Raw genomic sequence first — 24324 nt, 5'->3', positions numbered from 1 at the left:
GAGTGAGGCCGGCTCCGGGTTTCAGGGGCTCGGACCGGCCAGCACCCTGGTGGTCGCGGTACGCCGCACCGCCGGCACCCCCGCCCACCTCTAGGGGACAGAGGTGGGCGGGACGCCGGCGGTAGGCCCTGCCCGACCGGTTACCGTGCCTCCCATGAGCGGTGCGCCACGTCCCGGACCGTTGTCCGGGGTCCGCGTCCTCGAGCTGGGCGGCATCGGTCCCGGCCCGTATGCCGGCATGCTCCTGGCCGACCTCGGCGCGGACGTCCTCCGCGTCGACCGGCCGGGTGAGGACCTGCGGGCCACCCACGCCGTGCTGCTCCGCGGCCGCCGGTCGGTCGCGCTCGACCTCAAGACGGACGACGGGCGCGCCGCCGTCCGGGACCTCGTCGCGCGGTCCGACGTGCTGCTCGAGGGCTTCCGGCCCGGGGTGGCGGAGCGGCTGGGGCTGGGTCCGGAGGACCTGCTCGCCCTCCGGCCGGCGCTGGTCTACGGCCGGATGACCGGCTGGGGGCAGGACGGTCCCTACGCCGGGCTGGCCGGCCACGACATCACCTACCTCGCGGTCTCGGGTGTGCTCGAGGCGTTCGCCGGCCCGGACGGGCGGCCCGTGCCGCCGCTCAACCTGCTCGGCGACTTCGGCGCCGGCGGCATGCTGCTGGCCTTCGGCGTGGTGTCGGCACTGCTGCACGCCCGGGCGACCGGCGAGGGGCAGGTGGTCGACGCGGCGATCGTCGACGGCGTCGCCTCGACGACCGCGATGCTCCAGTCGATGCTCGCCTCGGGCCTGTGGCCCGGGCCGCCCGGCGCCAACCTCTTCGACGGGGGCGCCCCGTTCTACCGCTGCTACCGCACCGCTGACGACCGGTGGGTGGCGGTGGGTGCGGTCGAGCCGGTCTTCTACGCCAGGCTCCTCGACGGCCTCGGGCTCGAGCCCGGGCTGGCCGGGACCCAGCTGGACCGGAGCACCTGGGCCGAGGTCAGCGCCCGGTTCGCGGCCGTCTTCCGTCGCCGGTCCCGGGACGAGTGGGCGGCGCACTTCGCGCGCCGGGACGCCTGCGTCGCGCCCGTCCTCTCGGTGACGGAGGCGGCTCGGGACCCTCACCTGGCGGCCCGGGGCACCTACCTCGTCGACCCGGCGGGTGTCTCGCCGACGGCCCCCGGCGTCGTCCCCCGCTTCTCCCGGCCCCCCGGCTCCACGTCGGCAGTGGCCCCTGAGCCGTCGAGGGACACCCGTCCCGATATGCCCGAGTTGGGCAGGACCGAAGGGTGAGACCCGTTCGGCTGAACGGTTGAGTGGTCATTCAAGGCTTGGCAAAGTGCACTGTGCAGCGGCCCGCTCCGGCGGTTTAGTCATCCCTGGAACGTATGCCTCGTGACCCCTGGGGAGCCCACCGTGACCAACAGCCTCGGAACCTTCGTCCGCGAGCAGATGCGCCTGCTCGGGTGGAGCCGGGAGACGCTGCTGCAACGCACCGCGCTCGACGAGTGGACCGTCGAGGCCATCCTGGACGCTCCCGTGCTGCCCGAGTGGCCTGAGCCGCACGCCATGCTCGCCCTCGCCCGGGCCTTCAACCTCCCCGTCCGAGAGGTCGTGCTCCAGGCGGCCCAGGGGTGCGGCCTGCACGTCCTGGCACCGCTCAACCCCACCGAGACACTGATGCTCGCGTCGAACGAGGACCTCATGAAGGAGGTCCGCCGGCGGCTCGCCCTGGGGGCGCGCACGGGCCAGTACATCGCCAGCACCCACGGAGCCCTCGGCGCGGACGTCGAGTCCGCCTGAGCCTGTCCCATCCCGGGCGGCCCGCCGCCCAGACGCCGAACGGCCGGTCGGAGACCTTCTCCGACCGGCCGTTTGCGTCGTCGGCGGGTGGTGCTCGCCTCAGTCCGGGCGGATGCCGTCCCGGACGGCCTGCAGGGCGCGCACCGCGAGCTCGCGGTGGTGCTCGAGGTCGACCAGCAAGGACTCGTCGGCCAGGTCGCCGTCCTCACCGAGCAGCTCCACCGCCAGGCACCGCTCGGCCAGGGCCGTGGCGCCGAGGTTCGAGGCGGTTCCCTTGAGCCGGTGGGCAGCTCGCCCCTGCGCCTGGGCGTCCTGCTCGGCGTGGGCCGACCGGAGGGCCTGGAGGGTGTCGGCCGTGCTCTGGTCGAACCGGTCGAGCATCCGCAGCAGCAGGCTCGGGTCGTCGGGGTCGAGCTCCAGCAGCTCGCCGAGGCGCGTTCGGTCGAGCACGTCGGCGTCCGCGAGGGCGGGAGGGAGCGTGGGGCCGGCTCCTCCCGGGAGCGGAGCGGGCACGTCCCGGTCCGGACCGACGAGCCGGTCGAGCACCTGGCCGAGCAGTGCGACGTCGACCGGCTTGGTCAGGAAGTCGTCCATGCCTGACTGCAGGCAGCGCTCTCGCTCCCCGGAGATGGCGGAGGCGGTCATCGCGATGACGGGGGTGTGGGTCCGGCCGTCCTCCAGCGCCCGGATGGCGCGGGTCGCGTCGTACCCGTCCATCTGCGGCATCTGGCAGTCCATGAGCACCGCGGCATAGGCCCCGTCGGCCTCCTGGAACGCGTAGTAGCCGGCCAGTCCGTTCTCGGCAAGGTCCACGCTGAACCCCATCGACTCCAGGATCCCGGCGGCGACGAGCTGGTTGACCTCGTTGTCCTCGACCACCAGCACGCGGCCCCGTTCCCCGGCGCGACCCTGGTGCCGCGAGGTCACCGGGCCCGGGGTGGCGCCCATGGCCGAGCCCCCGAGGTCGCGGTGCGCGGCCCCCACCGTGTTGAGCGCGTCGAGCAGGCTCGAGGGGAGCACGGGCTTGAGCAGGCTCGCGTCGATGCCGGCGGCGGTGACGTCGGCCGGGTCCAGGTCCATCGCGGAGGTCAGCAGGACGATCCGGGTGCCGTCGAACCGCCGGTCGGCACGCACCATCCGCGCGAACTGCTCGCCGTTGACCCCCGGCATCACGTAGTCGAGGAGCACCACGTCGAACGGCGTGCCCTGGCGCTCCGCCTCGTCGAGCAACCCCAGGCCCTGGACGCCCGACGAGGCCACGGCGGTGTCGACCCTCCACCCGGCGAGCTGCTCCTCCAGGATGAACCGGTTGGTCTCGTTGTCGTCGACGACCAGCGCCCGCAGGCCGGCGACGACGCTGCTGGGACGTGGCGGCGGGGTCGAGCCCTCCGCCGCCACCTCGAAGGCGGCCGTGAACCAGAAGGTGCTGCCCGCGCCCTCCTCGCTGTTGACGCCGATCTGGCCGCCCATGGCCGACACCAGCTGACGGCTGATGGCCAGGCCCAGGCCGGTGCCGCCGTACTCGCGGGTCGTCGAGCTGTCCCCCTGCGAGAAGGCCGTGAACAGCCTGGCCTGCACCTCCGGCGACATGCCCGCCCCGGTGTCGCTCACGTCGACGCGCAGGACGACCTGCCCGTCGTGGGCGGCCTCGACCGTACCGCGCACCACGACCTCCCCGGCTGCGGTGAACTTCACGGCGTTCGCGGTGAGGTTGGCGACCACCTGACCGAAGCGGACCGGGTCCCCGAGGACCCGTGACGGCACGTCGGGGGAGCAGGTGACCGCCAGCTCGAGCGCCTTGGCGCGGGCGCGTTGCGCCGACAGCGTCGTGCTCTGCTCGACCACACTGGTCGGGTCGAACTCGATGCGCTCGAGGTCGAGGCGCCCCGCCTCGATCTTGGAGAGGTCGAGGATGTCGTTGACGAGGGCGACGAGGCTGCGGCCCGCGGAGTCGATGCCCTCGGCGAGGCGCTTCTGCTGGGGCGACAGCTCGGTGCGACCGAGGAGCTCGGAGAGCCCGATGACGCCGTTGAGCGGCGTGCGGATCTCGTGGCTCATCGTCGCGAGGAACTCGGACTTGGCGAGCGAGGCACGCATGGCGTCGTCCCGTGCCTTGGCGAGGCGTTCGGCGGCCCACTCCCGCTCGGCCACCCGGGCGAACAGGGCGCTGGCCTGCCCGACCGTCACGCTGTCGGTGTCGGTCGGAGGGGTGGACGCCCTCGTGTCCATGACGATGACGCAGGCGACGCGCTCCTCGGCGACCACGGGCGCGGCCACGAGGTGCGTGCCCTCCCGGCTGCGCGAGATCTCCGGCATGAGCGTCCTGACCGTGGCCCGCGCCATCCGCCGGGCCTCGGCGACGTCCTCCGCGGGGGCATGGCGCGTCTCGCCCGGGACGGGGACCAGCTCGCGGTCGTCGACCACCCTGAAGGCCGCCACGGGGCGCCAGCCGGTGTGCTCCGCGACGTCGTGCAGGACCTGGGGGATGACCTCCACGAGCGAGGCAGCCTCGTTGGCGGCGGTCGCCATGGACGTCAGCAGGCCCAGCGCCTGCTCGGCGTCCTTGGTCTCGGTGACGTCCTGCGAGGTGCCGCGCATCCGGACGACCCGCCCGGTCGCGTCACGAGCGGCCTGGCCGCGTCCCCGGATCCAGGCCAGCGCGCCGTCGCGGCGCACGACCCGGGCGTCGAACTCGAAGAAGCCGCTCTCCAGCGCCCCGCGCACCGCGGACTCGACCCGGGCGCGGTCGTCGGGGTGGATCCGCTCCAGGAAGCCGCCGTAGGTGGGGGTGAACGTCGACCGGTCGATCTCGTAGATGCGGTAGAGCTCGTCCGACCACGTGACCGTGTCGCTGAGCACGTCCCACTCCCAGCTGCCGATCCTGGCGATCCGCTGCGCCTCCGCGAGCAGCTGCTCGCTGCGCTGCAGGCTGTCGATGAGCTGCCGCTGGTGGCCGTAGTCCGAGACGCGGTGCAGCCACCCCACCGGACGGCCGGCGTCGTCGTGGATGCGGGTGTGGCTCACCAGCGCCCACAGGACGCTGCCGTCCTTGCGCAGCAGCGCGCACTCGAGGTTGTCGCCCGACTGGCCGGTCTCGTCGAGCTCGCGCAGGTGCTCGGCGAACTGCCCTCGGCCGACCTCGTCGAGCGTGTCGAACACCGACAGGCCGCGCATCTCCTCGGGCGTGCGGCCCAGGAGGTGGGCGAGGCGGTCGTTGGCGTAGACGGTGGTGCCTACGCGGTCGAACACCCAGAGGCCGTCGGGGGATGCCTCCGCCAGCCAGCGCTGGAGCTCGGCGGGGTCGACGTCGCGGGGGTCGGGCACGGGCCAATCCTCGCACCACCACCGCCGTCAACCCGCGCAAACCGGCGCGTCCGGAGGGTGCCGGGAGGTTCGGTGCGGTCCGGTCCGCCCGTCAGGAGGGCAGCGGCTCGGGTGCGGTGCGTCCCGGCACGAGGGCCTCCCAAGCCCGTTGGGGGCCGGGTCGGTCACGCAGCGAGGCACCCAGCCGCGCCAGCGGGAGGTGGCCGGCCTGCGCAGTGGTGGCTGCACCCCGACCGGCGAGGAGCCGGGTGGCCGCGGCGCGCAGCTCGTCGGGACGGGCGGTGTTGGGGGCCAGGGCCTCGCCGAGGCCGTGCCGCTCGACGGCGGCGGCGCCGGAGAACTGGTCGGTGGACAGGGGCAGCACGAGGAGGGGCACACCCGCGGTGAGCACCTCCGTCACCGAGTTGTTGCCCCCGTGGGTGACCGCCAGCGACGCGTGCCGCAGGAGGGTCACCTGGGGCAGGGTCTCCCGGACGAGCCAGGAGTCCGGGAGCTCGCCGAGGGCCCCTCGCGGGGTCGACCCGTGGGCGAGGGCCACGCGCACGTCGAGTCCGCGCAGGGCGGCGGCGATCCGGGTCAGGACGTCGGTGCGCGCCGAGAGGAAGCTGCCGAGGCTCACGTAGGCGACAGGCTGCTCGCCCCGGGCGAGCCACGCCTCGACCTGCTCGTCGCGCGACTCCTCCCGCACGCAGGACCCGAGGAAGGTGTGCCGCGGCAGCAGCGCCGTCCGGGCGGGGTCGTGCAGCTCCTCGGGGTAGTTGAGGAGCAGCCGGCCGCCGGTCTCGGCGAACGCGTCCGTGCTGGGTGCCGCGCCGGCGTCCAGCTGGGCGAGGGCGGTGTTCCACTGGGCGGTGAACTCGTCGCGCACCTGCTCGCACAGCCGCCTCAGCCGCTCGAGGCCCTGCGGGTGCGGGACGAGGGCGCGCGGCCAGTCCTCCGGGCAGCCGTACACCTCGTCGCCGACCACCAGGGCCGACGGGTGTCCGAGGAGCACGTCGGTGTGCTCGATGCCGGCGCCGAGCAGGCCGAGCCGGGCCCCGAAGGCCAGGTGGTCCACGAGGATGGCGTCAGGTCGGGTTTCGTGGACGACGTCCTGCACCGCCCGCCCCACCTCGACCGGGTTCCAGAGGAGGTCGTCGCGCCGGGCCTGCGCCTGGTACTCGAGCGTCTCCACCGCGCCACGGCGCGTTGCCGCGAAGAAGCCGCGCAGCGAGTCGTCCTCGCCCGGCGGCTGCTCCTCGGCGCGGATGACGCCGGGGTTGGAGCCGCGGCCGAGCTGCAGGTGCGCGCGTTCGTACCCGAACCCACGGACCAGGGCGTCGGTCGCGTGACCCGTCGCGACGACGACACGTTCGCCGGCGTCCCGCCACGCGGTCGCGATCGTGGCGAGGGGGTACAGGTGCGAGGCGTAGTCGGGACTGATGACGAGCAGCGTCACGAGACGTCCTCCACGGCCGCCGGGCCCACCGTGCCGGGCCGGCTGCGCCGGGCGACGGACTCGTACACGTCCGCCAGCGACGTGGCCATCGCATCGATGCCGAAGCGGCTGCGCACCATGTGCCGGGACCCCGCTGCCCGCTCGTCCGCCCCGTCGGTGGCGGCGAGGTCGAGGGCCGCGTGCACACCGCCCACGAGGGCTGCGCGGGAGGAGGTGTCGACGAGGAAGCCGGTCCGGCCGTCCGCCACGTAGGTCGCCGGGCCACCGCCGTCAGGAGCCACCACGACGAGGCCGACACCCATGGCCTCGAGGATGGCGATGCCGAACTCCTCCTTGAGGCTGGCGCTGACGTACACCCCCGGGGGCCGGCCCGAGGCCGGGTCGCCCCGGCGCACCGCAGCCAGCCAGGCGGCGGTCGTCGCGTTCGGGCGGTGGCCGGCCAGGAGCAGCCCCTGCACCGCGGCCCGCTCACGAGGGAGGACCGAGGCGATCCGGGCGAGCTCTGCCGCCTCGTCGTCGCTGGGGTCGTCGAGGTCACCCCCGACGACGAGCAGGTTGCAGCGGGCGCGCAGGCGGTCGTCGTCGGCCCAGGCCCGCGCCAGGGTCGCCATGCCCTTGACCGGGCTCAGCCGCCCCACCGACACCGCGATCGGCAGGGCCCGGCGGTCCGGCGGCAGGGTGGCGAGCAGCTCCTCCAGCTGCGCCAGGGCGGTGGCGGTGCCGCGCGTGCGCAAGGCCGGCTCGGCCCCCTCCCGTACGGCACGGTCGACCGCGCTGAGGTCGATGCCCTCGGCCACGACGGCGACGCGGTCGCGTCGGCTCGCCAGGTCCAGGCCCAGGAAGCGGCGCAGGTCGCCGTCGACCTCACGCCGCGGCAGCACCACGAGGTGGTCAGCGGTCGCGGCGAGGTCCCGCAGCAGCCGGTCCCGGAACCACAGGTGCTCGACCACGTCCGCGTCCCCGAAGCCGTCCCTCGTGAGCGTCCCGGCCGCGTCGCGCGAGGCGATGAGCGCCTGTGGGTCGGGCGCAGCGGTGAGCACGACCGGGATCCCGAGCTCGCGGGCCACCTCCGCCGCAGCCATCGAGCCGACGTCGGCCATCCGCACGTGGATCGCGTCCACCCTGCCCGCGGCGCGGAGCACCCGGCGCATGCCCCGCCGCGCCGCCACCCGCGCGGGCCAGGCCCGCGGGATCCCCTGGGGGAAGCCGGCGAGGGGAAGCCTGGTGTAGTGGTGCCCGGGGTCGCGCAGCCCCGGCTCACGGTGAGCCGGGTCCCGGTGGCCGGGTTCCCAGTCGCCGGCCAGGACGTTGCCGCGGGCGATGGGGAAGTGCGCCAGGTCGGGCCGGCCGCCGGAGACGGTGATGACCCGGGCGCCACGCGGCCGCTGCCGCACCAGGGCGTCCCCCAGCTGCACCAGCAGGGTGGCGATGCCGCCGGTGTCCCCCCTGCCGGCCTGATGCAGCTGGCCGTCGATGTCGGCGTGCAGGAAGAGCTGGACGACGGCCGGCCGGCTCGGGACGAGGACCGCCGGGTCGGGGCCGAGGTCGTGCAGCGCGAGCCGGGCGGTCTCCGCCAGGGGCCCCACGGACCGCGAGTAGGAGACCAGGAGCTCCTCGGCGCGCAGGTCCGCCGCCGGACCCTGGCCGAGCGCAGCAAGGGCGGCGCGGCGGACGGGGACCGGCTGCTCCACCTCACCGGCGGCGAGGTCCAGCAGGATGCGCGACGAGCCGGGTCCGGGGACCAGCCCGAGCGTCTCCACCACACGGGCCCGGGGATCGGCCTCGACGACGTGTGCGAGCGCGCCGGCGAGGGCGGCCGTGACCACGTCCGGGGCGCGGACGGCCCAGTGCTCGAGCGTGCGCTGGGCGAGCATCCCGCGGAACCCTCCCTCGCAGCACGCGCGGACCAAGGGTTCGAGCGCGCGGTCGACGACGGGTGTCAGGCGCAGCGCGTCGAGGGCGTGCTCGACCACGAAGGGCCGGGCGTCGTCGAGCAGGTCCGCGAGTGCCTCGCCGGCCTGCTCGTCGGCGCAGGCGCCGATGGCGTGCACCGCGGCGATCGTCGTCAGCGGGTCGGCGGTGACGACCGCCGACCGCAGGACGTCGACGACCCCGGGCGTGGCGGCAGCAGTGGCCCGCGCTGCGGCGTCGGCAACCGCGTCCCCCGCGCGCATGCCCTCCAGGAGGCTCGGCGCGGACGCAACTGCGGCGAGCGCCGCCCCCAGGTCCATGTCTGGAACGGTAAGTCGGTGCGACCGGATCCGCTCGCCGGGCAGGAGGGTGCGCCAGCGCGTCCCGGTCGCCCCGCGGGACGTCGCCCGTCAGCACGCTCCCGGTGCGCCGGCAACGCTGCAGGTCAGGCGCGGCGAGCGCGCCGACACCGTCCGGTCAGGCGCGGCGAGCGCGCCGACACCGTCCGGTCAGGCGTCCCCGCGCGCCTGCTCGAGGATGGAGCGCTGGCCTCGCGCGGACGCGACCGTGACGCCGAGTCCGGTCCCCGTGGCGACGAGCACCACTGCCACGTATGCCGGGAGCCCCGCCTCGTGGTGCTCCACCAGCTCCCACGTCTCCTTGAGCGCGATGAGCCAGGCGCCGCCGGCGACGATGAGCCACCCCCGCGCGATCGCGAGGTAGCGGGTCACGAGGGCCAGGTCCTCGGGGCTGATCGCCCTCAGCAGGGCCCGGTGGTACCGGTCCCGTCGCCGTCAGGACAGGACCAGCCGGACCGGGGGCAGCAGCCACCACCACGGTGACACCGGGGGCGGGGCGGCCACCTGCTCGGACAGGGCGTGCAGTCGCTCACTGGCGTCGTCCTCGGCCTCGAGCTCGAGCTTGGCCTGGTAGACGGGGCCGGTGAACAGCAACCAGGCGCCGATGAATCCGAACCACAGGACCGCCTCTGCCATGCGGTCACCCTAGGTGCGGCGTCCCCCTCCGCGCTCCGGCCGGTCACAGTCCCACAGGCGGTCAGGTCCCGCTGGCGGTCAGGTCCCGCGGAGGGGTCGGGACGTCCGGGCGGTCAGCGCGCCCGCGCTTGGGTGGCGCAGGGCACGCACAGGGTGACCGCCGGGGCGGCCTCGAGCCGCGCTCGGGGGATCGCCACCAGGCAGCCCCGACTCTGCCCGTACGTCCCGGCCTCGAGCCGTGCGAGGGCGGACCGGACCTCGGCCAGCGCCTTCGTCACGCTGTCCCGGTACGCCCGGGCGACCGGGTCCGGGTCGCCCGGTGGCAGGGAGTCGAGCTGTTCCTGGCGGGTCCGTTCCCGCCGCCGCAGCTCGGCGCCGATGGCGGCACGACGGACCGCGTCCCGTGTGCCGGGCGCGGGCGCCTGCTCGGGGTGGTGGCCGCCCGGGTCGGGGGCGGTCGGTGGGGTCGTCGGCACCGCCGTGGTGGTCGACGGCGTGGTGGAGGGGGTGCTGGCGTGACGGGGCATGGCGGGTCCTGGGTCGGCGGGGCGTCGCGGGGGCGCCGGGACCGCGCGGGCGTCGGTGCGGGCGCGGGCGTCCGCGGTGTGGCGACCTGGTCGCCTCACCGTGGTGGACCGCGCGCTGTCAGCGACGGGGCACGAGAGGAGGCGTCCCCGCGAGGGAGGGGCTCGGGGGCTCAGGGCAGCCGCGGCGGGGCCCGGTCGACGCTGCGGCGCAGGACGTCGAGGCCGCGGATGCCCCGTGCCGCCTCACCGAGCTCGAGGGCCAGCAGGGCCGCGCCGGAGGGCACGTGCGGCGGGAAGTACCCGGCGACGGTGCTCGGGAGCTCGACGACGGCCACGGCGGACATGCGGCCAGACCATAGCAACGTTCGGCGTCCGGGCCGAACGCCTGCGTCAGCCGGCGAGGGCGACGCCGGCGAGGGCCACGACGAGGACCCACACGGTGGACACGGCGCCCAGGACCAGGGGTCGGGGGCCCATGCTCCTGACCTTGTCGAAGCGGACGCCGCAGCCCAGGGCGAACATCGCCGCGGACAGCAGGATCGTCTGTGCGATCGACGCAGCGGTGAGGATGCCGGGGCCGACGTCGACGAAGGTCCGCAGGGCGACGGCCACGACGAACCCGACGACGAAGAGCGGGACGGGCGTCGGGCGACGAGTCGTCTCCAGCGTGCTGCTCCGGCGCCGGACGGCGCCCACGACCAGGATCACCGGGGCCAGCATCAGCACCCTGGCCAGCTTCGTCACCACGGCCACCTTGAGGGCGCCGCCCCCGATGACGCCGGCAGCCGCCACCACCTGGGCCACCTCGTGCACCGAGGCGCCGGCGACGAGCCCTGAGGCGCGGGTGCCGAGGCCGAGCAGGCCCGTCAGCACGGGGACCACTCCGATCATTAGGGTGCCGAACAGGACCACCAGCCCGACCGACGTGGCGACGTCCTCCTCGTCCGCCTCCGCGGTCTCCTCCATGGCCGCGACCGCAGCGGCGCCGCAGATCGAGAAGCCCGTCGCGATGAGCAGGCGCTGGGCCGGCGGGACGCCGAGCCACCGCCCGGCGAGCAGCGTCCCGAGGATGCCCAGCGTCACCACCGAGACCACCACGGCCACCATGGGGCCACCTAGGGTGGCGATGTCGCCCAGGGCCAGCTGGAGGCCGAGCAGGACCACCCCGGCGCGCAGCAGCCGGCGCGAGGCAAGGTGCAGCCCCGGGCCGAGCACCGCCGGGAGCGTGCGGACGTTGGACACGACCGCACCCGCGAGGACGGCGACGAGCAGGGGGCTCAGACCCGGCACGGCCCGCTGCAGCAGGACGGCCACCGCGGCCACGCCCGCCGCCAGCGCCAGTCCGGGCCACGGCCGGGACGGGGCGTGCCGGTCGGTGCGGGTCTCTCTCTCGGCGGTGACGTCCATGCGCCCAACTCTCGCCCGGGCCCGACCCGGCGGGTACCCTGCAATCCGGCATGGACTCATAGCCACCGGTTATGACCCAGGGTGGAGGTGCAGGTGAGCGCGCGCTGGCCCGACCTCGAGGTGCTGGAGCTGCTCGTCGCCGTGGCGGAGACCGGGAGCATCGGCGCGGCCGCCGCCCGCCTCGCCGTCTCGCAGCCGAGCGCGAGCACGAGCATCGCGCGGCACGAGCGGCGGCTCGGGCTGTCCCTCGTCGAGCGCACGCCGCGGGGCTCGGCGATGACCGCCGAGGGTGCCCTCTACGTGGACTGGGCGAGGGACGTGCTCGCCGCCGCGGAGCGCCTGCGCCTGGCCACCTCCGCGCTGCGGGCCGAGCGCAAGTCCCACCTGCGCGTCGCCGCGAGCATGACCATCGCGGAGCACCTCGTGCCCCGGTGGTTGGCCGCGTTCCGGCGCGAGCACGCCGACGTGGACGTGGACCTCGACGTGGTCAACTCGGCTGCGGTGGCGCAGGCGGTCCGCGAGGGTCGCCGGGACCTCGGCTTCGTCGAGACGACCCGGGTCCCGAAGGGGCTGCACTCGGCCACGGTCGCGACCGACGACCTCGTCGTGGTCGTCGCACCCGGTCACCCGTGGACGCGCCGTCGGGCGCACGCCGTGACGGCGGAGGAGCTCGCCCGCAGCCCCCTGGTGGTTCGTGAGGAGGGCTCGGGGACGTTGCAGACGCTCACCGAGGCGTGCGCGGCCCGGGGCCTGCGCCTGACCGGGACCACGCAGGCCCTGTCGAGCAACACCGCCGTCCGCGTCGCCGCCACGGCCGGAACAGCCCCCGCCGTCCTCAGCCGGCTGGCCGTGGTCGATACCGTCGCCGCCGGGGACCTGGTGGTCGTCCCGGTGGCGGACCTGCCGATGCGACGACGTCTTCGGGCGGTGTGGACCGGCGGCACGCGGCCGGTCGGCCACGCCGCCGACTTCGTCTCCGTGGCCCGCCGCGACGGCTGAGGCCTACCCGTGCCGTGCCGGACCGGGTTGGCGGATGCGGTACGGCCCTGCCTGGCCGAGGACCGGCCAGGAGCCGATGACCTTCCGGTCCGCGGCCGTGAGCCCGTTGCCGCTCGCCGCCCGCATGATGATCGTCGCTTCCCCGCTGCGCAGGTAGGTGAAGAGGTACGCCTTCCAGGCCGTGTTCCTCGACCGTCCGAGCGCGCGTCCGTCCGCACTGCGAAGGCGAAGGGTGTCATGGGTGACGCCGCTGACGTCGATCTCGACCCGACAGCCGTTGCGGAAGTCCCTGGACAGCGCGTCGAGGGCGATGAGTCCCCACGGTGAGTCCGAGGTGACGCAGCGCGTCGACGCCACCACGGGCCGCAGCTCTCGTCCCGGGAACGGCTTCCCGGCCGCGTAGTCGAGACTCTCGACGGCTCCGACCCCGACGGCCACGACCGCGATGGAGGCCACCGTGACGGCTTCCACACGCCGAGGACGGGACGACGCGGGGAGGGGACGCAGGAGGGCCACCCCGCTGATGGCGGCGGGAACGAGGAGCGCGAACATCGGCGCGGCGAAGGCGGCATAGAACCCGAAGAACGACGGCGCCATCAGCAGTACGACGATCACCGACACGGTGAGGCACACGAACAGCCGGCCCTCCACCGACGTGAGGGCAGCCAGCGCGCCGGCGACGACGAGAACCACGAGCAGGGTCCACCCCACGCCCGCCATCAAAGATGCATTGCGGCCGAGCAGCTTCCACGTCTCCGAGCCCCGATCTCGTTGAGTCGTTCCAAGGTGCCGACCGACGCCCTGCTCCGCCCACCTGGGCCGCCACGACCATCCGCCACATGACGCCCGGTGCGGCGATGAAGAAGGGGAGGCACACGACGGTCGCCGCAACCGCCGCGCCCACCGACGTCCGCAGGAGCGCGCGGCCCCCGTACCGCAGCGCGACGTAGCCCAGGACGATGACGACCGGAACGACCCACCAGATCTTCACCACGAGAGCAAGACCCAGCGCAGCGCCGGCTGCCACCTGCACCCCACGACGGCCGGCGAGGCCGCGGACCGACAGCAGCGCCAGCGCGCCGAGCACCGCCACGGTCCCCAGGGGCTCCAGCAGCGGACCGGACTCGACCCGGATCGCGGGAGGCCACAGGGCGTAGAAGACGCCGCCGGCCAGTGCGGCCACCAGCCCGAACCGGCGGGTGACCACCACCACGAGCGCCGCGTTGAGGCCTCCCAGGCAGGCCCAGGCGAGTCGCGCGGCCGCCATCCCGTTCGGGTCGCTGGTCATCCGGCCCAGCCACGCGAACGGCAGCAGCGCCCACACGATGCCGGGCGGGTGGAGCAGCACGAAGTCCCGGTACGGCAGGTGTCCGAACGCCACGGCAGTCGCTGCCGCGTAGTAGACGCCGTCGTCGTAGAACACCGACAGGGCATGGGGGCCGGAGCCGCGCACGATGGTCCCGACCCGGATGGAGACGGCGAGCACACCGACGGCGAGTGCCACGACGCCGGTGAGGCGCGTCGACAGGGGAGCCGGCGCCCGGCCGGTCGCCCCCGACCCGGAGGGTGGGGACGGGATCGTGGAGGCCGCAGCCATCGGCCGACCCTAGTGCAGGTGGTACGGCCAACTAGGGCCGACGGGGACCGCCCGGGCACTGAGAGAGCGAGACCCGCGGGCCAGTGCTCTGACCTGCGGGTTTGTGGTGGCCAGGGGCGGGGTCGAACCGCCGACCTTCCGATTTTCAGACAGAGACGAACGCGAAGGTCAGGGGGCACTTTTCGGCGGCCGTGCTACATCTCGTGCAACATCTCGCCAGTTCCGGAGCATCGAGACGCTACCTGCGGGCTGCGGCAGCAAATGTACGGACGTCCACCGACAGCGGCCTCCGGTCGCACAGATACACGGGGTCAGACGTTGCGGCGGCTCTGCCCATCGACCTCGAAGAAGGCGCATCTTGCTGATCTGTCCGAGCGAAGGGCGTCGGACTGCCTCTATGAGGGCTTCGACGCCGTTCGCGCCTTGATGGCAACGGTCTTGCCTCCGTTCCAGCCCGGGAAGCCGAGTCAGGCCCCGGCCTTCTGGGCATCGACCAGCGCGGCCAGCGCTCCGTCCGCCATGTGACAGCCATCCGCCAGAGTCTTGACAACCCGACCGTGGCTTCCGTACGTTTCCCAAACCGGTTTGCCAAACCGGTTTGCAAAGGAGCAAAAATGACGGTTTCCATCGCAGACGTCGCTCGACGCGCAAGCGTCAGTCGCACCACGGTCTCCCACGTCCTCAGCGGGAACCGCCCAGTGAGTGAGGCTGTGGCAGGCCGCGTCCGGGCCGCGATGGCTGAGCTTGAGTACGTGCCAAGTCGCTCGGCGCGCAATCTGGCGATGGGCTCTACGCAGACGATCGGACTCCTGCTTCCCGACATCAGTAACAGCTTCTTCGCGGACATCGCGAAAGGCGTTGAGGGCACGTGCATCGAGAGCGGCTTCAACGTCCTCCTGTGCAACACAGGGTGGAACCTGGAGCGCGAGGTGTTCTACCTCGAGACGCTTCGCTCCCGTGCCGTCGACGGCGCGGTGTACGCGGCCGGGTCACCCCCGGCCGCCTCGAAGCTCGTGGAGCTGCTGGCCGGCCTGCCGGTCGTCGCGGTCGACGAGGCCCTTGAGGGCGTGACTGTCACCTCCGTATCGTCCAACAACCGCCAGGGTGGGCGCGCAGCCGCAGCACACCTGCTGGGCCTGGGTCACCGGGGCGCCGCCGTCGTTGGCGTCAACCGCGAGCTGGCCAGCAGTTCTCAACGGCTGATCGGCTTCCAGACAGAGTGGAAGCGGCAAACGGGCGAGCGCGCACTGGTCCTCGAGGGGTCCTTCGACGAGCAGTCCGGCGCCCGAGCCGCGCGCGAGCTGATCCCGTCGATACGCGCACGGGAGGTCACCGCTGTCTTCGCGACGAACGACCTTGCTGCGCTGGGCGCCATGCAGGTCCTGCGGGAGGCCAACATCGGCGTGCCATCGGACTGCTCGATCGTGGGATTCGACGACTCATTCGTGGCTCGGCACGCCTCACCCCCACTCACCACAATTCGGCAGGACGCCAGCGGGATGGGTGCGATGGCGGCGCAGGCCCTGCTCGACCAGCTGGCCGGCGTGGAAGCTCGCCAGGTCACCGCGCTGCCTGTCGAACTGATCGTGCGCTCCAGCACGACCTCTACGCCAAAACGCAAGTAGAAGGTTGCCAACCATGGGCGTCATCACCATTGACCAGGTCAGCAAGGAGTTCGTCAGCCGCGGCAGGCGGACCCTTGCCCTGTCCGAGACCGACCTTCAGATCGAGGAACATGAGGTGGTCTGCGTCGTCGGCCCGAGCGGCTGCGGAAAGACCACCCTGCTCAACCTCATCGCCGGCTTCCTGACGCCAACCGAGGGCGAGGTCCGGGTGGATGGCCGGACGGTGGCCGCCCCGGACGCCTCACGCACGGTCGTCTTCCAGGCGGATGCGGTTTTCCCCTGGCTCTCCGTGGGGCGCAACGTCGAGTACGGACTGCGGTTGCGAGGAGTAGACAAGGCGACGCGTACCGAGCGTGTCGAGCGATTCCTCGGACTGGTCGACCTCGATGAGTTCGGGGACGCCTACCCCAAGGAGCTGTCGGGCGGCATGCGAAAGCGCGTCGACATCGCTCGCGCGTATGCATCGGGTCCGGAGGTGCTCCTGCTGGACGAGCCGTTCGGCGCCCTGGACATTTTCACCAAGGAATCGATGTGGCTCGCGCTCCACTCGATCAACGCCTCAGAGCCGCGCACCATCGTCTTCGTCACCCATGACATCGAAGAGGCGCTGTTCATCGGGGACCGCGTGGTCGTCATGACCCCACGCCCGGCTCGCATCCATGCCGACGTGACCGTGCCCTTCGGCAAGAACCGCGACCTCGACCTTCGAAGCAGTTCGCAGTTCCAGCAACTGCGACTCGAGATCGCCCATTCGCTCAGGGAGGTCTCCCATGAACCAGTCTGATCCGAACGGCGGAGTCGCACCGGCGAGTCTGCGCGATCGCACCAAGGCCACTGGACTCGGAATCGGTGCCGTGGTCATCATGATGATCCTCGTCGTCTGGTGGCTCCTCACCGACGCGACACGAACCATCAAGCCGCTGTTCTTCCCTGCCCCCAGCGAGGTATTGCAGGCGCTCTCCCAGGTCTGGACCACGCTGTGGCTGGACGCGGTCGCCACCCTCGCACGGGTGCTGGGCTCGTGGGCCTTGGGTTCGGCGCTTGGAGTCCTGGTCGGTCTGGTCATGGTCCGCTCCCGACTCCTGTTCTACGCGCTGACGCCCGTCATCGAGGCGCTGCGTCCCGTCCCGCCCATTGCGTTGATCCCCTTCGTCATCCTGTGGTTCGGGATCGGCAACAGCGGCAAGCTGTTCCTCGGCTCGCTCGCCTGCTTCATGGTCATGGTGGTCAACACCATCGTGTCGGCCGGCAACGTCCCGCCCGTGTACAGCCGAGCGGCGCGCTCGCTGGGCGCCCGCGAGGGGCAGGTGTACAGAACGGTTGTCTTCCCGGCCATCGTGCCGGAGCTTGTGTCCGGTCTGCGCATCGGCAGCGCGCTGGCCTTCGCCGTTGTGGTCGCCGCGGAGTTCCTCGGCTCCGAGCACGGCATCGGCCGCCTCATCATGCAGGCCAGCCGAACGCTCAACACGCCGGTCGTCCTTATCGGCACGATCATCATCGCGCTCGAATCCGTCCTGCTCGATCGACTCATCCTGCTCGCCAGCGCCCGGCTCACCACCTGGTCCGAAAACAACAGCTAAGGAATGAAGACATGCGTCGCACCATCACCCTCGCAGTCACTGCAGCCATTGCGTTCACGCTGGCGGCCTGCGCCGATTCCGGCACAGGCTCCGATCAGTCGCTGCCAACCATCAAGCTCGGCATCTCACCCTTCCAGGACACCATGCTGCCGATCGTCGCCGAGCAAAAGGGCTGGTTCAAGGGCGAAGGCATCAACGTAGAGCTCAAGTCCCTCGCCTGGGACGCCATCATGCCGGCCGTCGCATCAGGAGGCGTGGACGCCGCCATCAACAACACGACCGGGGTCGTGTCCGCGGCCAACAGGTCCCCCGAGGTCGTCTACTGGTACGCCTGGAACCCCTTCACCGAGGGCTCGGCCCTCATGGGTCGAAAGGGGGCAGGACTCAAGACGATCGATGATCTCGAAAGGGCCGGCGTCGATCCGGCGAGCGCACGCACACAGACTTTCGAACAGCTCCGGGGACGCACCATCGTCACCACCATGTCCACCGACATGGGCAAGCAGGTCATCGCCGCCCTGAACTCGGTCAAGCTGACGCAGAAGGACGTCAAGATCGTCGACATGGACCCCGACCAGGGGCTCGCCGCGTTCCTCAGCGGAACCGGTGATGCATACCTCGGCGGAATCCCGCAGAGGGTACGGGCCACGGCCGAGGGCATGCCGGTTCTCGCGTCCGGCCCCGACCTCGCACCCCCGCCGATCAACGGGCTCGTGACCACCACGGGCTTCGCCAAGGAGCACGACGCCGACCTGCTCAAACTCGTCCACGTTCTCCACAAGACGATCCGGTACTGCGACGCAAACACGTCCGACTGCGGAACGATCATCACCGACAAGCTGAACAAGGACACCGGCGCCAACCTGACGGTCAAGGGGTTCGAGGATTTCTGGCAGAAGTTCGAGCTCTACGCCGGCAACGGCAAGGCCGTCAACGACATGATCCTCTCGCCGTCGGGGGTGTCGTACTGGGAGAAGACCTGGAACGGCGACAACGACTACCTCACGTCCAACGGCGCAATCTCCGCGCCAGTCGATGCCAAGACCCACTTCCTCGTCCAGCAGACGTGGGACGCCTACGTCAAGAAGTACGGCGAGAACGAGACCGGGTACTGACATGCGCATCCACAACATCGTGACCGGTGAGCTCGAGAGCTCGCTCGCCGTCAGCCTGCTCAACTCCGGCTCCCATCCGGACCTTGACCCGGAAGCCGTGCTCCCGTTCGGGTTCCGGCACGACATCAAACGGCTCGACGGCGAGGTCACCTCAGGGGTCATGGTTCCTGTCCCGGTCTGGCTCATCGAGGGTGCTGACAAGACGATCCTGATCGACACCGGTCTGGGCGACATCGACGAAGTCAGCACCATGCAGAGCCGTTACGGAGTCGACTTCGTCGCAAGCCGCGGTTCAGACCAAGACCTGGTGGCTGGATTGGCACGACACGGCGTGAAGCCGGAAGACATCGACATCGTGGTTCTCACCCACCTGCACTTCGACCACGTCGGCAACAATCACCTGTTCCCCCGGGCGAGGTTCTACGTCCAGCGCGACGAGCTTCCGCAGGGCATCGCACCGCCGTCGTTTTGCATGTTCTACTACCCGGAGTACTCCTACAAGGTCACCGAGGTCCGCGACCGCCTCGTTGTCATCGACGGGGACATCGACATCGCCGACGGTGTTCGCCTCGTCAAGATCGGCGGGCACACACCCGGGTGCATGGTCGTGATGGTGGAGACCGATCAAGGCACGGTCTGCCTGACTAGCGACGTCATGTACAACTACCGCAACCTCGAGCTGAACTGGCCGATGGGCTCGTTCTGGAACCTGCCAGAACTGATGCGCGGCTACGACCGCATCCGTCGCGAAGCAGACCTCATCGTCCCCGAACACGACTGGCAGTTCCACCAACTCTTCCCCACCGGCACCATCGAATAGGAAACGACAATGCGCATTCTTCTCCTGGGTGAGTCGTGGCACATCCACCTGATCCACCAGAAGGGATTCGACAGCTTCACCAACAGCGAGTACGTCGAGGGCGGTGCTGAGTTCAAGGAAGCACTGACCAGCCGCGGCTGGCAGGTGGAGCACATCCCCGCACACCGCATCGCCGAGGACATGCCCCGCACGATCGAGGGGCTGTCCGCCTACGACTGTGTCGTGGTCAGCGACGTCGGCGCGAACACGTTCCTGCTGACCCCCACCGTGTTCAAGAGCTCCATCTCTGAGGTCAATCGCCTGGAGGTCCTGGCCGAGTACGTCAGACAGGGTGGCGCGCTTCTCATGGTCGGCGGCTACCTGTCATTCTCCGGGATCGATGGGAAGGCGCACTACGCCCGCAGCCCCCTTGCACCCATCCTGCCCGTCGAGTTGCTCGCTGGCGACGACCGGATCGAGAAGCCGCAGGGCGTGAAGCCCCTGGCGCTGCTGGATCACCCCGCCCTGCCCACGCTGACCGACTGGCCAGCCCTGCTGGGTTACAACGCGACCGTCGCCAAAGCCACCGCCGAGGTTCTGGTGACCGTCGACGACGACCCACTGATCGCGGTCAACGCTGTCGGGCAGGGGCGTGTGGGTGTCTTCACCTCGGACCTGGCCCCCCATTGGGCGCCGCCGACCTTCCTGGCCTGGGAAGGCTACGCCGAGCTCTGGGACAACCTCATCACGTGGCTCAGCGCGAGGGAGTAACGCCCCGGCCGCTCACACTCGGCGCCTCGCCCTCGCCCTGGCCCTCGACTCCGACGGAGTCCCCAAGCGCCTCGAGGGGTGGGGGGCCGCTCGATCCGCGAAGTCGGGGTGCCCAAGACCCGCTGGACGCTCGGACGAGCTCGCACTCAGCCCTGTCACAGACCGACAGCCGCCCCACCTTCACCGCAACCCCAACCACCTCAACACCCAAGGACCCCCCCTGATGGCCAACGAATTGCTGGAAGACCGCTCTTTCGACTACGTCCCCCCCAACGAACGCAAGGGCAGCCTGTGGTCCCAGACGCAGCTGTGGTTCATGATCAACGCCTCGTTCCTGACCGCGTTCACCGGCGCCTTGGGCTCCCTTGCAGGACTGGACTTGTCGTGGTCGATTGTGGCCATTGTTCTCGGCAGCGTGTTCGGCACCCTGTTCCAGGCCTTCCATGGCGCCCAGGGGCCGCGGATGGGGCTGCCTCAGATGATCCAGTCCCGGGCCCAGTTCGGTACCCGTGGCGCGGTGCTTCCCCTGGTGGCGGCGGCACTGGTGCAGTTCGGGTTCGCCATCTTCTATGTCCAGACGGGCGCGTCGTCTATCAAGGAGGTATCGGCCGGTTCGTCCCTGGGGCTGATGCAACTGGGCGTGGGCATCGCGGCCCTCGCGGTGGCCACTGTCGGGTACCAGCTGGTGATGCGCGCGGAAAAGACCGTCTCCTACCTCATGGTGACCGCGCTGGTCGTCTTGACCGTGTGCACCTTCGTGTACCTGCCGGTCGGTGAATACTTGGCTCGGGCCGACTTCAAGCTGACCCCCTTCCTGCTGCAGTTCGGCGCCTCGGCCACCTTCCAGATCGCGGTCGCGCCGGTGGTCTCCGACTACACCCGGTATCTGCCCGAGCGAGTCTCAGCCGCCAAGGTGTCGGCCACGGTCTTCGGCGGCACCCTGTTGTCGGCCATCTGGATTGAGATCTTGGGCGCCATCTTGGCCATCGCGTACCCCGATGCCAGCACCGTTTCCGCCTTCGGCCTCTTGGCTCGCAACGTCTCGTCCGAGGTGGAGGTGATCGTGATGGTCGTCTCGCTGATCACCTGCCTCAATGCGGTCGCGGTCGCCTTCTACAGCGGGTCGGTCGCCTTCCTGACAGCCGTCGAGGGGTTCCGCCGATTCCGGTCGACCTTCAAGATCCGAGCCCTGTCCATCGTGGCGCTGGGGTCCGTGGCCATTGTCGCCAGCCTCTTCCTGCCCGAGAACGCGTTGAACTCGTTCAGCGTCTTCTTGGCGATCCTTGTCTACTTCCTCATCCCGTGGACCGCGGTGAACCTCACCGACTACTACGTGGTGCGACGGGGGATCCTGTCCATCACCGACATCCTCAAGACCGATGGGGGCATCTACGGGCTGTGGGGACGCTCGGGCCTGATCAGCTACGCCGCCGGGTTCCTTGCCATGATCCCGTTCTTCAGCACCACCGTGTGGGTTGGCCCAGCCGCGAAGGCCATGGGTGGAGCCGACTTCTCCTTCGCCGTGGGACTGCTGGTATCGGCTGGGCTCTACCTGATCCTCACCCGCGACTTCGACCGTGAGGCAGAGTTCCAGCTGGTGGCCCGGGCCCCCATCAACACCATTGAGGACTCCCCCGTGCCCCCGAGTGCAGCGATGTCCGCGATTGGAGGCCTGTGATGGCCGGGACGACGCTGAGGCTCGAGTGGCCCCAGTGGCAGGGCGGCGAGCCGCAGGCCGTCGCGCACTACACGCCTGGGCTTGACTCCGATGAGAGCCGCATCGCCTACGGGGTCGGCGGGCAACTGACGGCATTGCTGGCCCCGGATCACCACGGACCCACCGCCCGGGTCCCCGTCCCCGAATACACCGAGGACCTCCCCGTCGTGGACGGCATCGTGGGCAAGCACGAGGTGATCCGCCAGCACGAAGAGGCCCTCACCCTCATCCGCCAAGCCGGCGCCGACAAGATCGTCACGCTCGGCGGGACGTGCGCGGTCAGCCTGACGCCGTTTTCCTACCTGGCCCAGCGCTACCCGGACGACCTCGCCGTCGTCTGGCTGGACAGCCACGCCGACAGCAACCTGCCCGGCGGGCCCAACTGCGGCTTCAACACGATGGTGGTCAGCCACCTCAGCGGCCACGGCGAAACCGACGTCCTCAACCACCTGCCAGCCACGGTTCCGCCGCAGCGAATCCTCCTGGCCGGTGTGCACGGCTGGGACGACCAGGACAGTCACACTCATGAAGGATGGGGACTGCAGTTAGTACCCCCCGCCGACGAGAAGGACTTCATCGACCGGGTGCTGGCCTGGCTGCGAGCCAGCGGCGCTCGGCACGTCGCCATTCACTTCGATCTCGACGTCATCAACAGCGACGAGCACGCGTTCGGCATGGCGTGGGAGCCGGACGGCATCTCGCGGGCCACGGCAACGAACACCATCGCCAAGATCGCGGCCGAGTTCGACCTCGTGGGGCTCACCGTTGCAGAGTTCGTCCCCCGTGAGGCGGTTGCCCTGCGCTCCATCCTGCGCGGGTTGCCCCTGATCGGCGGCGACCGACCGCACACGCAAACGCCGACGGAGTAAGGCAATGTCTCCTCCAACGAGCCCGCTCGTTGCCGTGCTGGGCAGCATCAACCTCGACATCACCATCCGAGTTGACGACCTGCCACGACCCGGCCAGACAGTGCTAGGCCGCGACGCAACCCGCGGCCTGGGTGGCAAGGGTGCCAACCAGGCAGTGGCCGCCGCGCAACTCCTGGGCAGGAGTCGGATGATCGGCGCGGTCGGCACCGACCCCGAGGGCGGTTGGCTCTTGGACCGTCTCGCCGCATTCGGAGTCGACGTCAGCACCGTGCAGCGCGACGAACACCATCCGACCGGCCTGGCGCTGATCGGTGTGGACGAGCGTGGTGAGAACAGCATCATCGTTTCCCCTGGAGCAAACGCGCACCTCACCGCACCGGCGAGTGCCGCCGTGGACGCTGCGGCGCTGATGATTCAGTTTGAGATCCCGCTGGACACGGCCACCCGAGCCGTCGAAGAGTTTCACGGTTTCGTGGCGGTCAACCCCTCTCCCACCCAGTCCATCCCCGCCGCCCTACTGCACCGAGCCGACCTCTTCGTCGTCAACGCCGAGGAGTACCGACAACTGCCCGAACTGGAGCAGGCAACCCTTGTCGTGGTCACGCTGGGCTCCCAGGGTGCGGAAGCCCGCGCGCATGGTCGCCGCACCCACGCTGTGCCGGCCCACCCAGTGATGCAGGCGGCGAACACCGTCGGGGCCGGAGACGCCTTCGTCGCATCCTTGGTCAGCGCGCTCATCGTCGACACACCCCTACCGGAAGCCCTCAGGGTCGCCGCCATGGTTGCATCGGCGGTTGTCGAGGACCTCGGCTCTCAAACTCGCTTGGACCCGCTCGGCAGCTACATCGCTCGCGTGGCTTCGGACTCGCGAAGCCGATAGGAGTTGTTCGCGGTAGCGGTGGTGTAACACCCGCCGACCTTGGTCGGGTGCTCGATCCACGCTTCAGTCTCGCCAACGAGCGGACCTTCTTGGCCTGGACGCGCACCTCGTTCGCCTTTATGGCCGCCGGGGTGGGGCTGGAGGCGATGTCGCCGATCGCACCACCGATGCGTCTGGTCGTCGCCGTGCTGCTCACCGTGCTTGGCGTTTTGGCGGCCATCCAGGCATGGCAGGGCTGGGTCCGTACCGAGAAGGCGCTGGGCACCGACGCGCCACTGCCGGCGGCCAGCTGGAAGTTGCCCATTGCGACCGGACTGGCCCTGGCCTGTGTGGTCTTGACGGTGGGGATGGTGATGTGACGTCTCCTGATCGGGGCCCACAGGCGGAACGCACGGCTCTGTCCTGGAGGCGGACTGCCCTTGCGGTGGCCGTGGGTTCCGTCGTCCTCGCCAAGGTGCTGGCGGCCCACCTCGGAGGTGTGGCCCTTGCCCTCGCGCTCCTTGGCCTGACCTGGAGCGCCGATCTGGCCATCATCGCCCAACGTCAATACCAATCGGGGAGGAGCGCCCTGTCCGGGACGGACTGTCTACTCGATGGCGCGCACGTCCTGCGGACGTGGGTCTGTCTGGTCGTTTCCAATGTCGCCATGTTGGCGATCGTGATCCTGATCAGTTGATGCGTGTGCCCTTCATCCATGCTGGCTCCGACTATTGAGAGCGCGCGAATGACAGCGTCCCGCGGGGTGGTGGGCTTTCGAGGCCGATCCTCGGTGCCTTACGTGCCGCTGGTGATGGCGGCCGTGGGTTGAGTATCTCGCTCGGGATACAGCAACGCTAGGGACCCTTCAGAGAGGTAGCGGTGTTCGTCGGTGACCCATTCGTCGTGGGTGTCGGCCAAGACGGCTCCGACGAGGCGGATCACGGCGGCGTCGTTGGGGAAGATGCCCACGACCCGGGCGCGGCGTTTGATCTCCTTGTTCAGGCGTTC

The 24324-nt window shown here is 70.9% G+C and carries 24 protein-coding genes; 14 read left to right on the top strand and 10 right to left on the bottom strand.

From position 1 onward, the window contains the following. The first annotated feature begins 154 nt into the window (after positions 1–154). Entirely contained in the window at positions 155–1273 is a 1119-nt protein-coding gene (locus ACYVDO_RS07465) for a CaiB/BaiF CoA transferase family protein (RefSeq protein ID WP_460934337.1), read from the top strand. Positions 1274–1396: 123 nt separating this feature from the next. Then, a complete protein-coding gene (locus ACYVDO_RS07460) occupies positions 1397–1783 on the top strand; it encodes a hypothetical protein (RefSeq protein ID WP_460934335.1) in 387 nt (128 codons plus the stop codon). Between the two features lie 99 nt (positions 1784–1882). On the opposite strand, the gene ACYVDO_RS07455 is transcribed toward ACYVDO_RS07460, so the two are convergent. The 8 genes from ACYVDO_RS07455 to ACYVDO_RS07420 form a co-directional block, all read right to left on the bottom strand. After that, a complete protein-coding gene (locus ACYVDO_RS07455) occupies positions 1883–5107 on the bottom strand; it encodes a response regulator (protein ID WP_460934333.1) in 3225 nt (1074 codons plus the stop codon). A gap of 91 nt (positions 5108–5198) precedes the next feature. Beyond that, complete coding sequence (locus ACYVDO_RS07450; protein WP_460934331.1) at positions 5199–6545, bottom strand: nucleotide disphospho-sugar-binding domain-containing protein; 1347 nt, start codon at positions 6543–6545, stop codon at positions 5199–5201. After that, entirely contained in the window at positions 6542–8776 is a 2235-nt protein-coding gene (locus ACYVDO_RS07445) for a glycosyltransferase (RefSeq protein ID WP_460934329.1), read from the bottom strand. The genes ACYVDO_RS07450 and ACYVDO_RS07445 overlap by 4 nt, the downstream gene beginning before the upstream one ends. Before the next feature lie 189 nt (positions 8777–8965). Then, a complete protein-coding gene (locus ACYVDO_RS07440) occupies positions 8966–9187 on the bottom strand; it encodes a hypothetical protein (protein WP_460934327.1) in 222 nt (73 codons plus the stop codon). A 63-nt stretch (positions 9188–9250) separates the two neighbouring features. Continuing rightward, entirely contained in the window at positions 9251–9451 is a 201-nt protein-coding gene (locus tag ACYVDO_RS07435) for a hypothetical protein (protein ID WP_460934325.1), read from the bottom strand. Positions 9452–9564: 113 nt separating this feature from the next. Continuing rightward, a complete protein-coding gene (locus tag ACYVDO_RS07430; RefSeq protein ID WP_460934323.1) occupies positions 9565–9978 on the bottom strand; it encodes a TraR/DksA family transcriptional regulator in 414 nt (137 codons plus the stop codon). Between the two features lie 170 nt (positions 9979–10148). After that, positions 10149–10322, bottom strand: a complete 174-nt coding sequence (locus tag ACYVDO_RS07425) for a hypothetical protein (RefSeq protein ID WP_460934321.1) — start codon at positions 10320–10322, stop codon at positions 10149–10151. Positions 10323–10368: 46 nt separating this feature from the next. Then, the gene (locus tag ACYVDO_RS07420) at positions 10369–11385 is read right to left on the bottom strand and encodes a YeiH family protein (protein ID WP_460934319.1); all 1017 of its coding nucleotides are present in this window, start codon (positions 11383–11385) and stop codon (positions 10369–10371) included. A gap of 93 nt (positions 11386–11478) precedes the next feature. Between ACYVDO_RS07420 and ACYVDO_RS07415 the strand changes: the two genes are divergently transcribed. Further along, positions 11479–12384 (top strand): LysR substrate-binding domain-containing protein, encoded by a 906-nt coding sequence (locus ACYVDO_RS07415; protein WP_460934317.1) that lies wholly within the window; start codon positions 11479–11481, stop codon positions 12382–12384. Positions 12385–12387: 3 nt separating this feature from the next. Here the strand turns inward: ACYVDO_RS07415 and ACYVDO_RS07410 are convergent, their stop codons facing one another. Further along, positions 12388–13095, bottom strand: a complete 708-nt coding sequence (locus ACYVDO_RS07410) for a hypothetical protein (protein ID WP_460934315.1) — start codon at positions 13093–13095, stop codon at positions 12388–12390. 1500 nt (positions 13096–14595) lie between these two features. Between ACYVDO_RS07410 and ACYVDO_RS07405 the strand changes: the two genes are divergently transcribed. From ACYVDO_RS07405 to ACYVDO_RS07355, 11 genes are all read left to right on the top strand, one after another. After that, a complete protein-coding gene (locus ACYVDO_RS07405; RefSeq protein ID WP_460934313.1) occupies positions 14596–15606 on the top strand; it encodes a LacI family DNA-binding transcriptional regulator in 1011 nt (336 codons plus the stop codon). Between the two features lie 13 nt (positions 15607–15619). Then, entirely contained in the window at positions 15620–16390 is a 771-nt protein-coding gene (locus ACYVDO_RS07400) for an ABC transporter ATP-binding protein (protein WP_460934311.1), read from the top strand. Beyond that, positions 16377–17186: an ABC transporter permease gene (locus ACYVDO_RS07395; RefSeq protein WP_460934309.1), complete on the top strand. Its 810-nt coding sequence runs from the start codon at positions 16377–16379 to the stop codon at positions 17184–17186. Before ACYVDO_RS07400 ends, ACYVDO_RS07395 begins: the two co-directional genes overlap by 14 nt. Positions 17187–17197: 11 nt before the next feature. After that, positions 17198–18301 (top strand): ABC transporter substrate-binding protein, encoded by a 1104-nt coding sequence (locus tag ACYVDO_RS07390; RefSeq protein ID WP_460934307.1) that lies wholly within the window; start codon positions 17198–17200, stop codon positions 18299–18301. A gap of 1 nt (position 18302) precedes the next feature. Further along, on the top strand, positions 18303–19121 hold the full coding sequence (locus ACYVDO_RS07385) for an N-acyl homoserine lactonase family protein (protein ID WP_460934305.1): 819 nt from the start codon (positions 18303–18305) through the stop codon (positions 19119–19121). A 9-nt stretch (positions 19122–19130) separates the two neighbouring features. Further along, positions 19131–19871, top strand: coding sequence for a glutamine amidotransferase (locus ACYVDO_RS07380; RefSeq protein WP_460934303.1), 741 nt, complete (start codon positions 19131–19133; stop codon positions 19869–19871). Between the two features lie 223 nt (positions 19872–20094). Beyond that, complete coding sequence (locus ACYVDO_RS07375; protein ID WP_460934301.1) at positions 20095–21549, top strand: purine-cytosine permease family protein; 1455 nt, start codon at positions 20095–20097, stop codon at positions 21547–21549. After that, complete coding sequence (locus ACYVDO_RS07370) at positions 21549–22457, top strand: arginase family protein (protein WP_460934299.1); 909 nt, start codon at positions 21549–21551, stop codon at positions 22455–22457. The genes ACYVDO_RS07375 and ACYVDO_RS07370 overlap by 1 nt, the downstream gene beginning before the upstream one ends. Before the next feature lie 34 nt (positions 22458–22491). After that, complete coding sequence (locus ACYVDO_RS07365) at positions 22492–23337, top strand: ribokinase (RefSeq protein WP_460934297.1); 846 nt, start codon at positions 22492–22494, stop codon at positions 23335–23337. A 47-nt stretch (positions 23338–23384) separates the two neighbouring features. After that, the gene (locus tag ACYVDO_RS07360) at positions 23385–23696 is read left to right on the top strand and encodes a YidH family protein (protein ID WP_460934295.1); all 312 of its coding nucleotides are present in this window, start codon (positions 23385–23387) and stop codon (positions 23694–23696) included. Beyond that, positions 23693–24013: a DUF202 domain-containing protein gene (locus ACYVDO_RS07355; RefSeq protein ID WP_460934293.1), complete on the top strand. Its 321-nt coding sequence runs from the start codon at positions 23693–23695 to the stop codon at positions 24011–24013. The genes ACYVDO_RS07360 and ACYVDO_RS07355 overlap by 4 nt, the downstream gene beginning before the upstream one ends. A gap of 98 nt (positions 24014–24111) precedes the next feature. On the opposite strand, the gene ACYVDO_RS07350 is transcribed toward ACYVDO_RS07355, so the two are convergent. Continuing rightward, the coding region (locus tag ACYVDO_RS07350) for a transposase (RefSeq protein WP_460934291.1) at positions 24112–24324 on the bottom strand (213 nt) is incomplete at its 5' end.

This window comes from Phycicoccus ginsengisoli (genome assembly GCF_054779295.1).
This window is presented reverse-complemented; position numbering and strand designations above follow the sequence as displayed.

Excerpts from the sequence above, each read along its gene's own strand:
- ACYVDO_RS07380 (WP_460934303.1), top strand. The coding sequence starts at position 19,131 with ATGCGCATTCTTCTCCTGGGTGAGTCGTGGCACATCCACCTGATCCAC.
- ACYVDO_RS07430 (WP_460934323.1), bottom strand. The coding sequence starts at position 9,978 with ATGCCCCGTCACGCCAGCACCCCCTCCACCACGCCGTCGACCACCACG.
- ACYVDO_RS07425 (WP_460934321.1), bottom strand. The coding sequence starts at position 10,322 with ATGTCCGCCGTGGCCGTCGTCGAGCTCCCGAGCACCGTCGCCGGGTAC.
- ACYVDO_RS07370 (WP_460934299.1), top strand. The coding sequence starts at position 21,549 with ATGGCCGGGACGACGCTGAGGCTCGAGTGGCCCCAGTGGCAGGGCGGC.
- ACYVDO_RS07435 (WP_460934325.1), bottom strand. The coding sequence starts at position 9,451 with ATGGCAGAGGCGGTCCTGTGGTTCGGATTCATCGGCGCCTGGTTGCTG.
- ACYVDO_RS07420 (WP_460934319.1), bottom strand. The coding sequence starts at position 11,385 with ATGGACGTCACCGCCGAGAGAGAGACCCGCACCGACCGGCACGCCCCG.
- ACYVDO_RS07405 (WP_460934313.1), top strand. The coding sequence starts at position 14,596 with ATGACGGTTTCCATCGCAGACGTCGCTCGACGCGCAAGCGTCAGTCGC.
- ACYVDO_RS07445 (WP_460934329.1), bottom strand. The coding sequence starts at position 8,776 with ATGGACCTGGGGGCGGCGCTCGCCGCAGTTGCGTCCGCGCCGAGCCTC.
- ACYVDO_RS07385 (WP_460934305.1), top strand. The coding sequence starts at position 18,303 with ATGCGCATCCACAACATCGTGACCGGTGAGCTCGAGAGCTCGCTCGCC.
- ACYVDO_RS07390 (WP_460934307.1), top strand. The coding sequence starts at position 17,198 with ATGCGTCGCACCATCACCCTCGCAGTCACTGCAGCCATTGCGTTCACG.
- ACYVDO_RS07395 (WP_460934309.1), top strand. The coding sequence starts at position 16,377 with ATGAACCAGTCTGATCCGAACGGCGGAGTCGCACCGGCGAGTCTGCGC.
- ACYVDO_RS07375 (WP_460934301.1), top strand. The coding sequence starts at position 20,095 with ATGGCCAACGAATTGCTGGAAGACCGCTCTTTCGACTACGTCCCCCCC.
- ACYVDO_RS07465 (WP_460934337.1), top strand. The coding sequence starts at position 155 with ATGAGCGGTGCGCCACGTCCCGGACCGTTGTCCGGGGTCCGCGTCCTC.
- ACYVDO_RS07400 (WP_460934311.1), top strand. The coding sequence starts at position 15,620 with ATGGGCGTCATCACCATTGACCAGGTCAGCAAGGAGTTCGTCAGCCGC.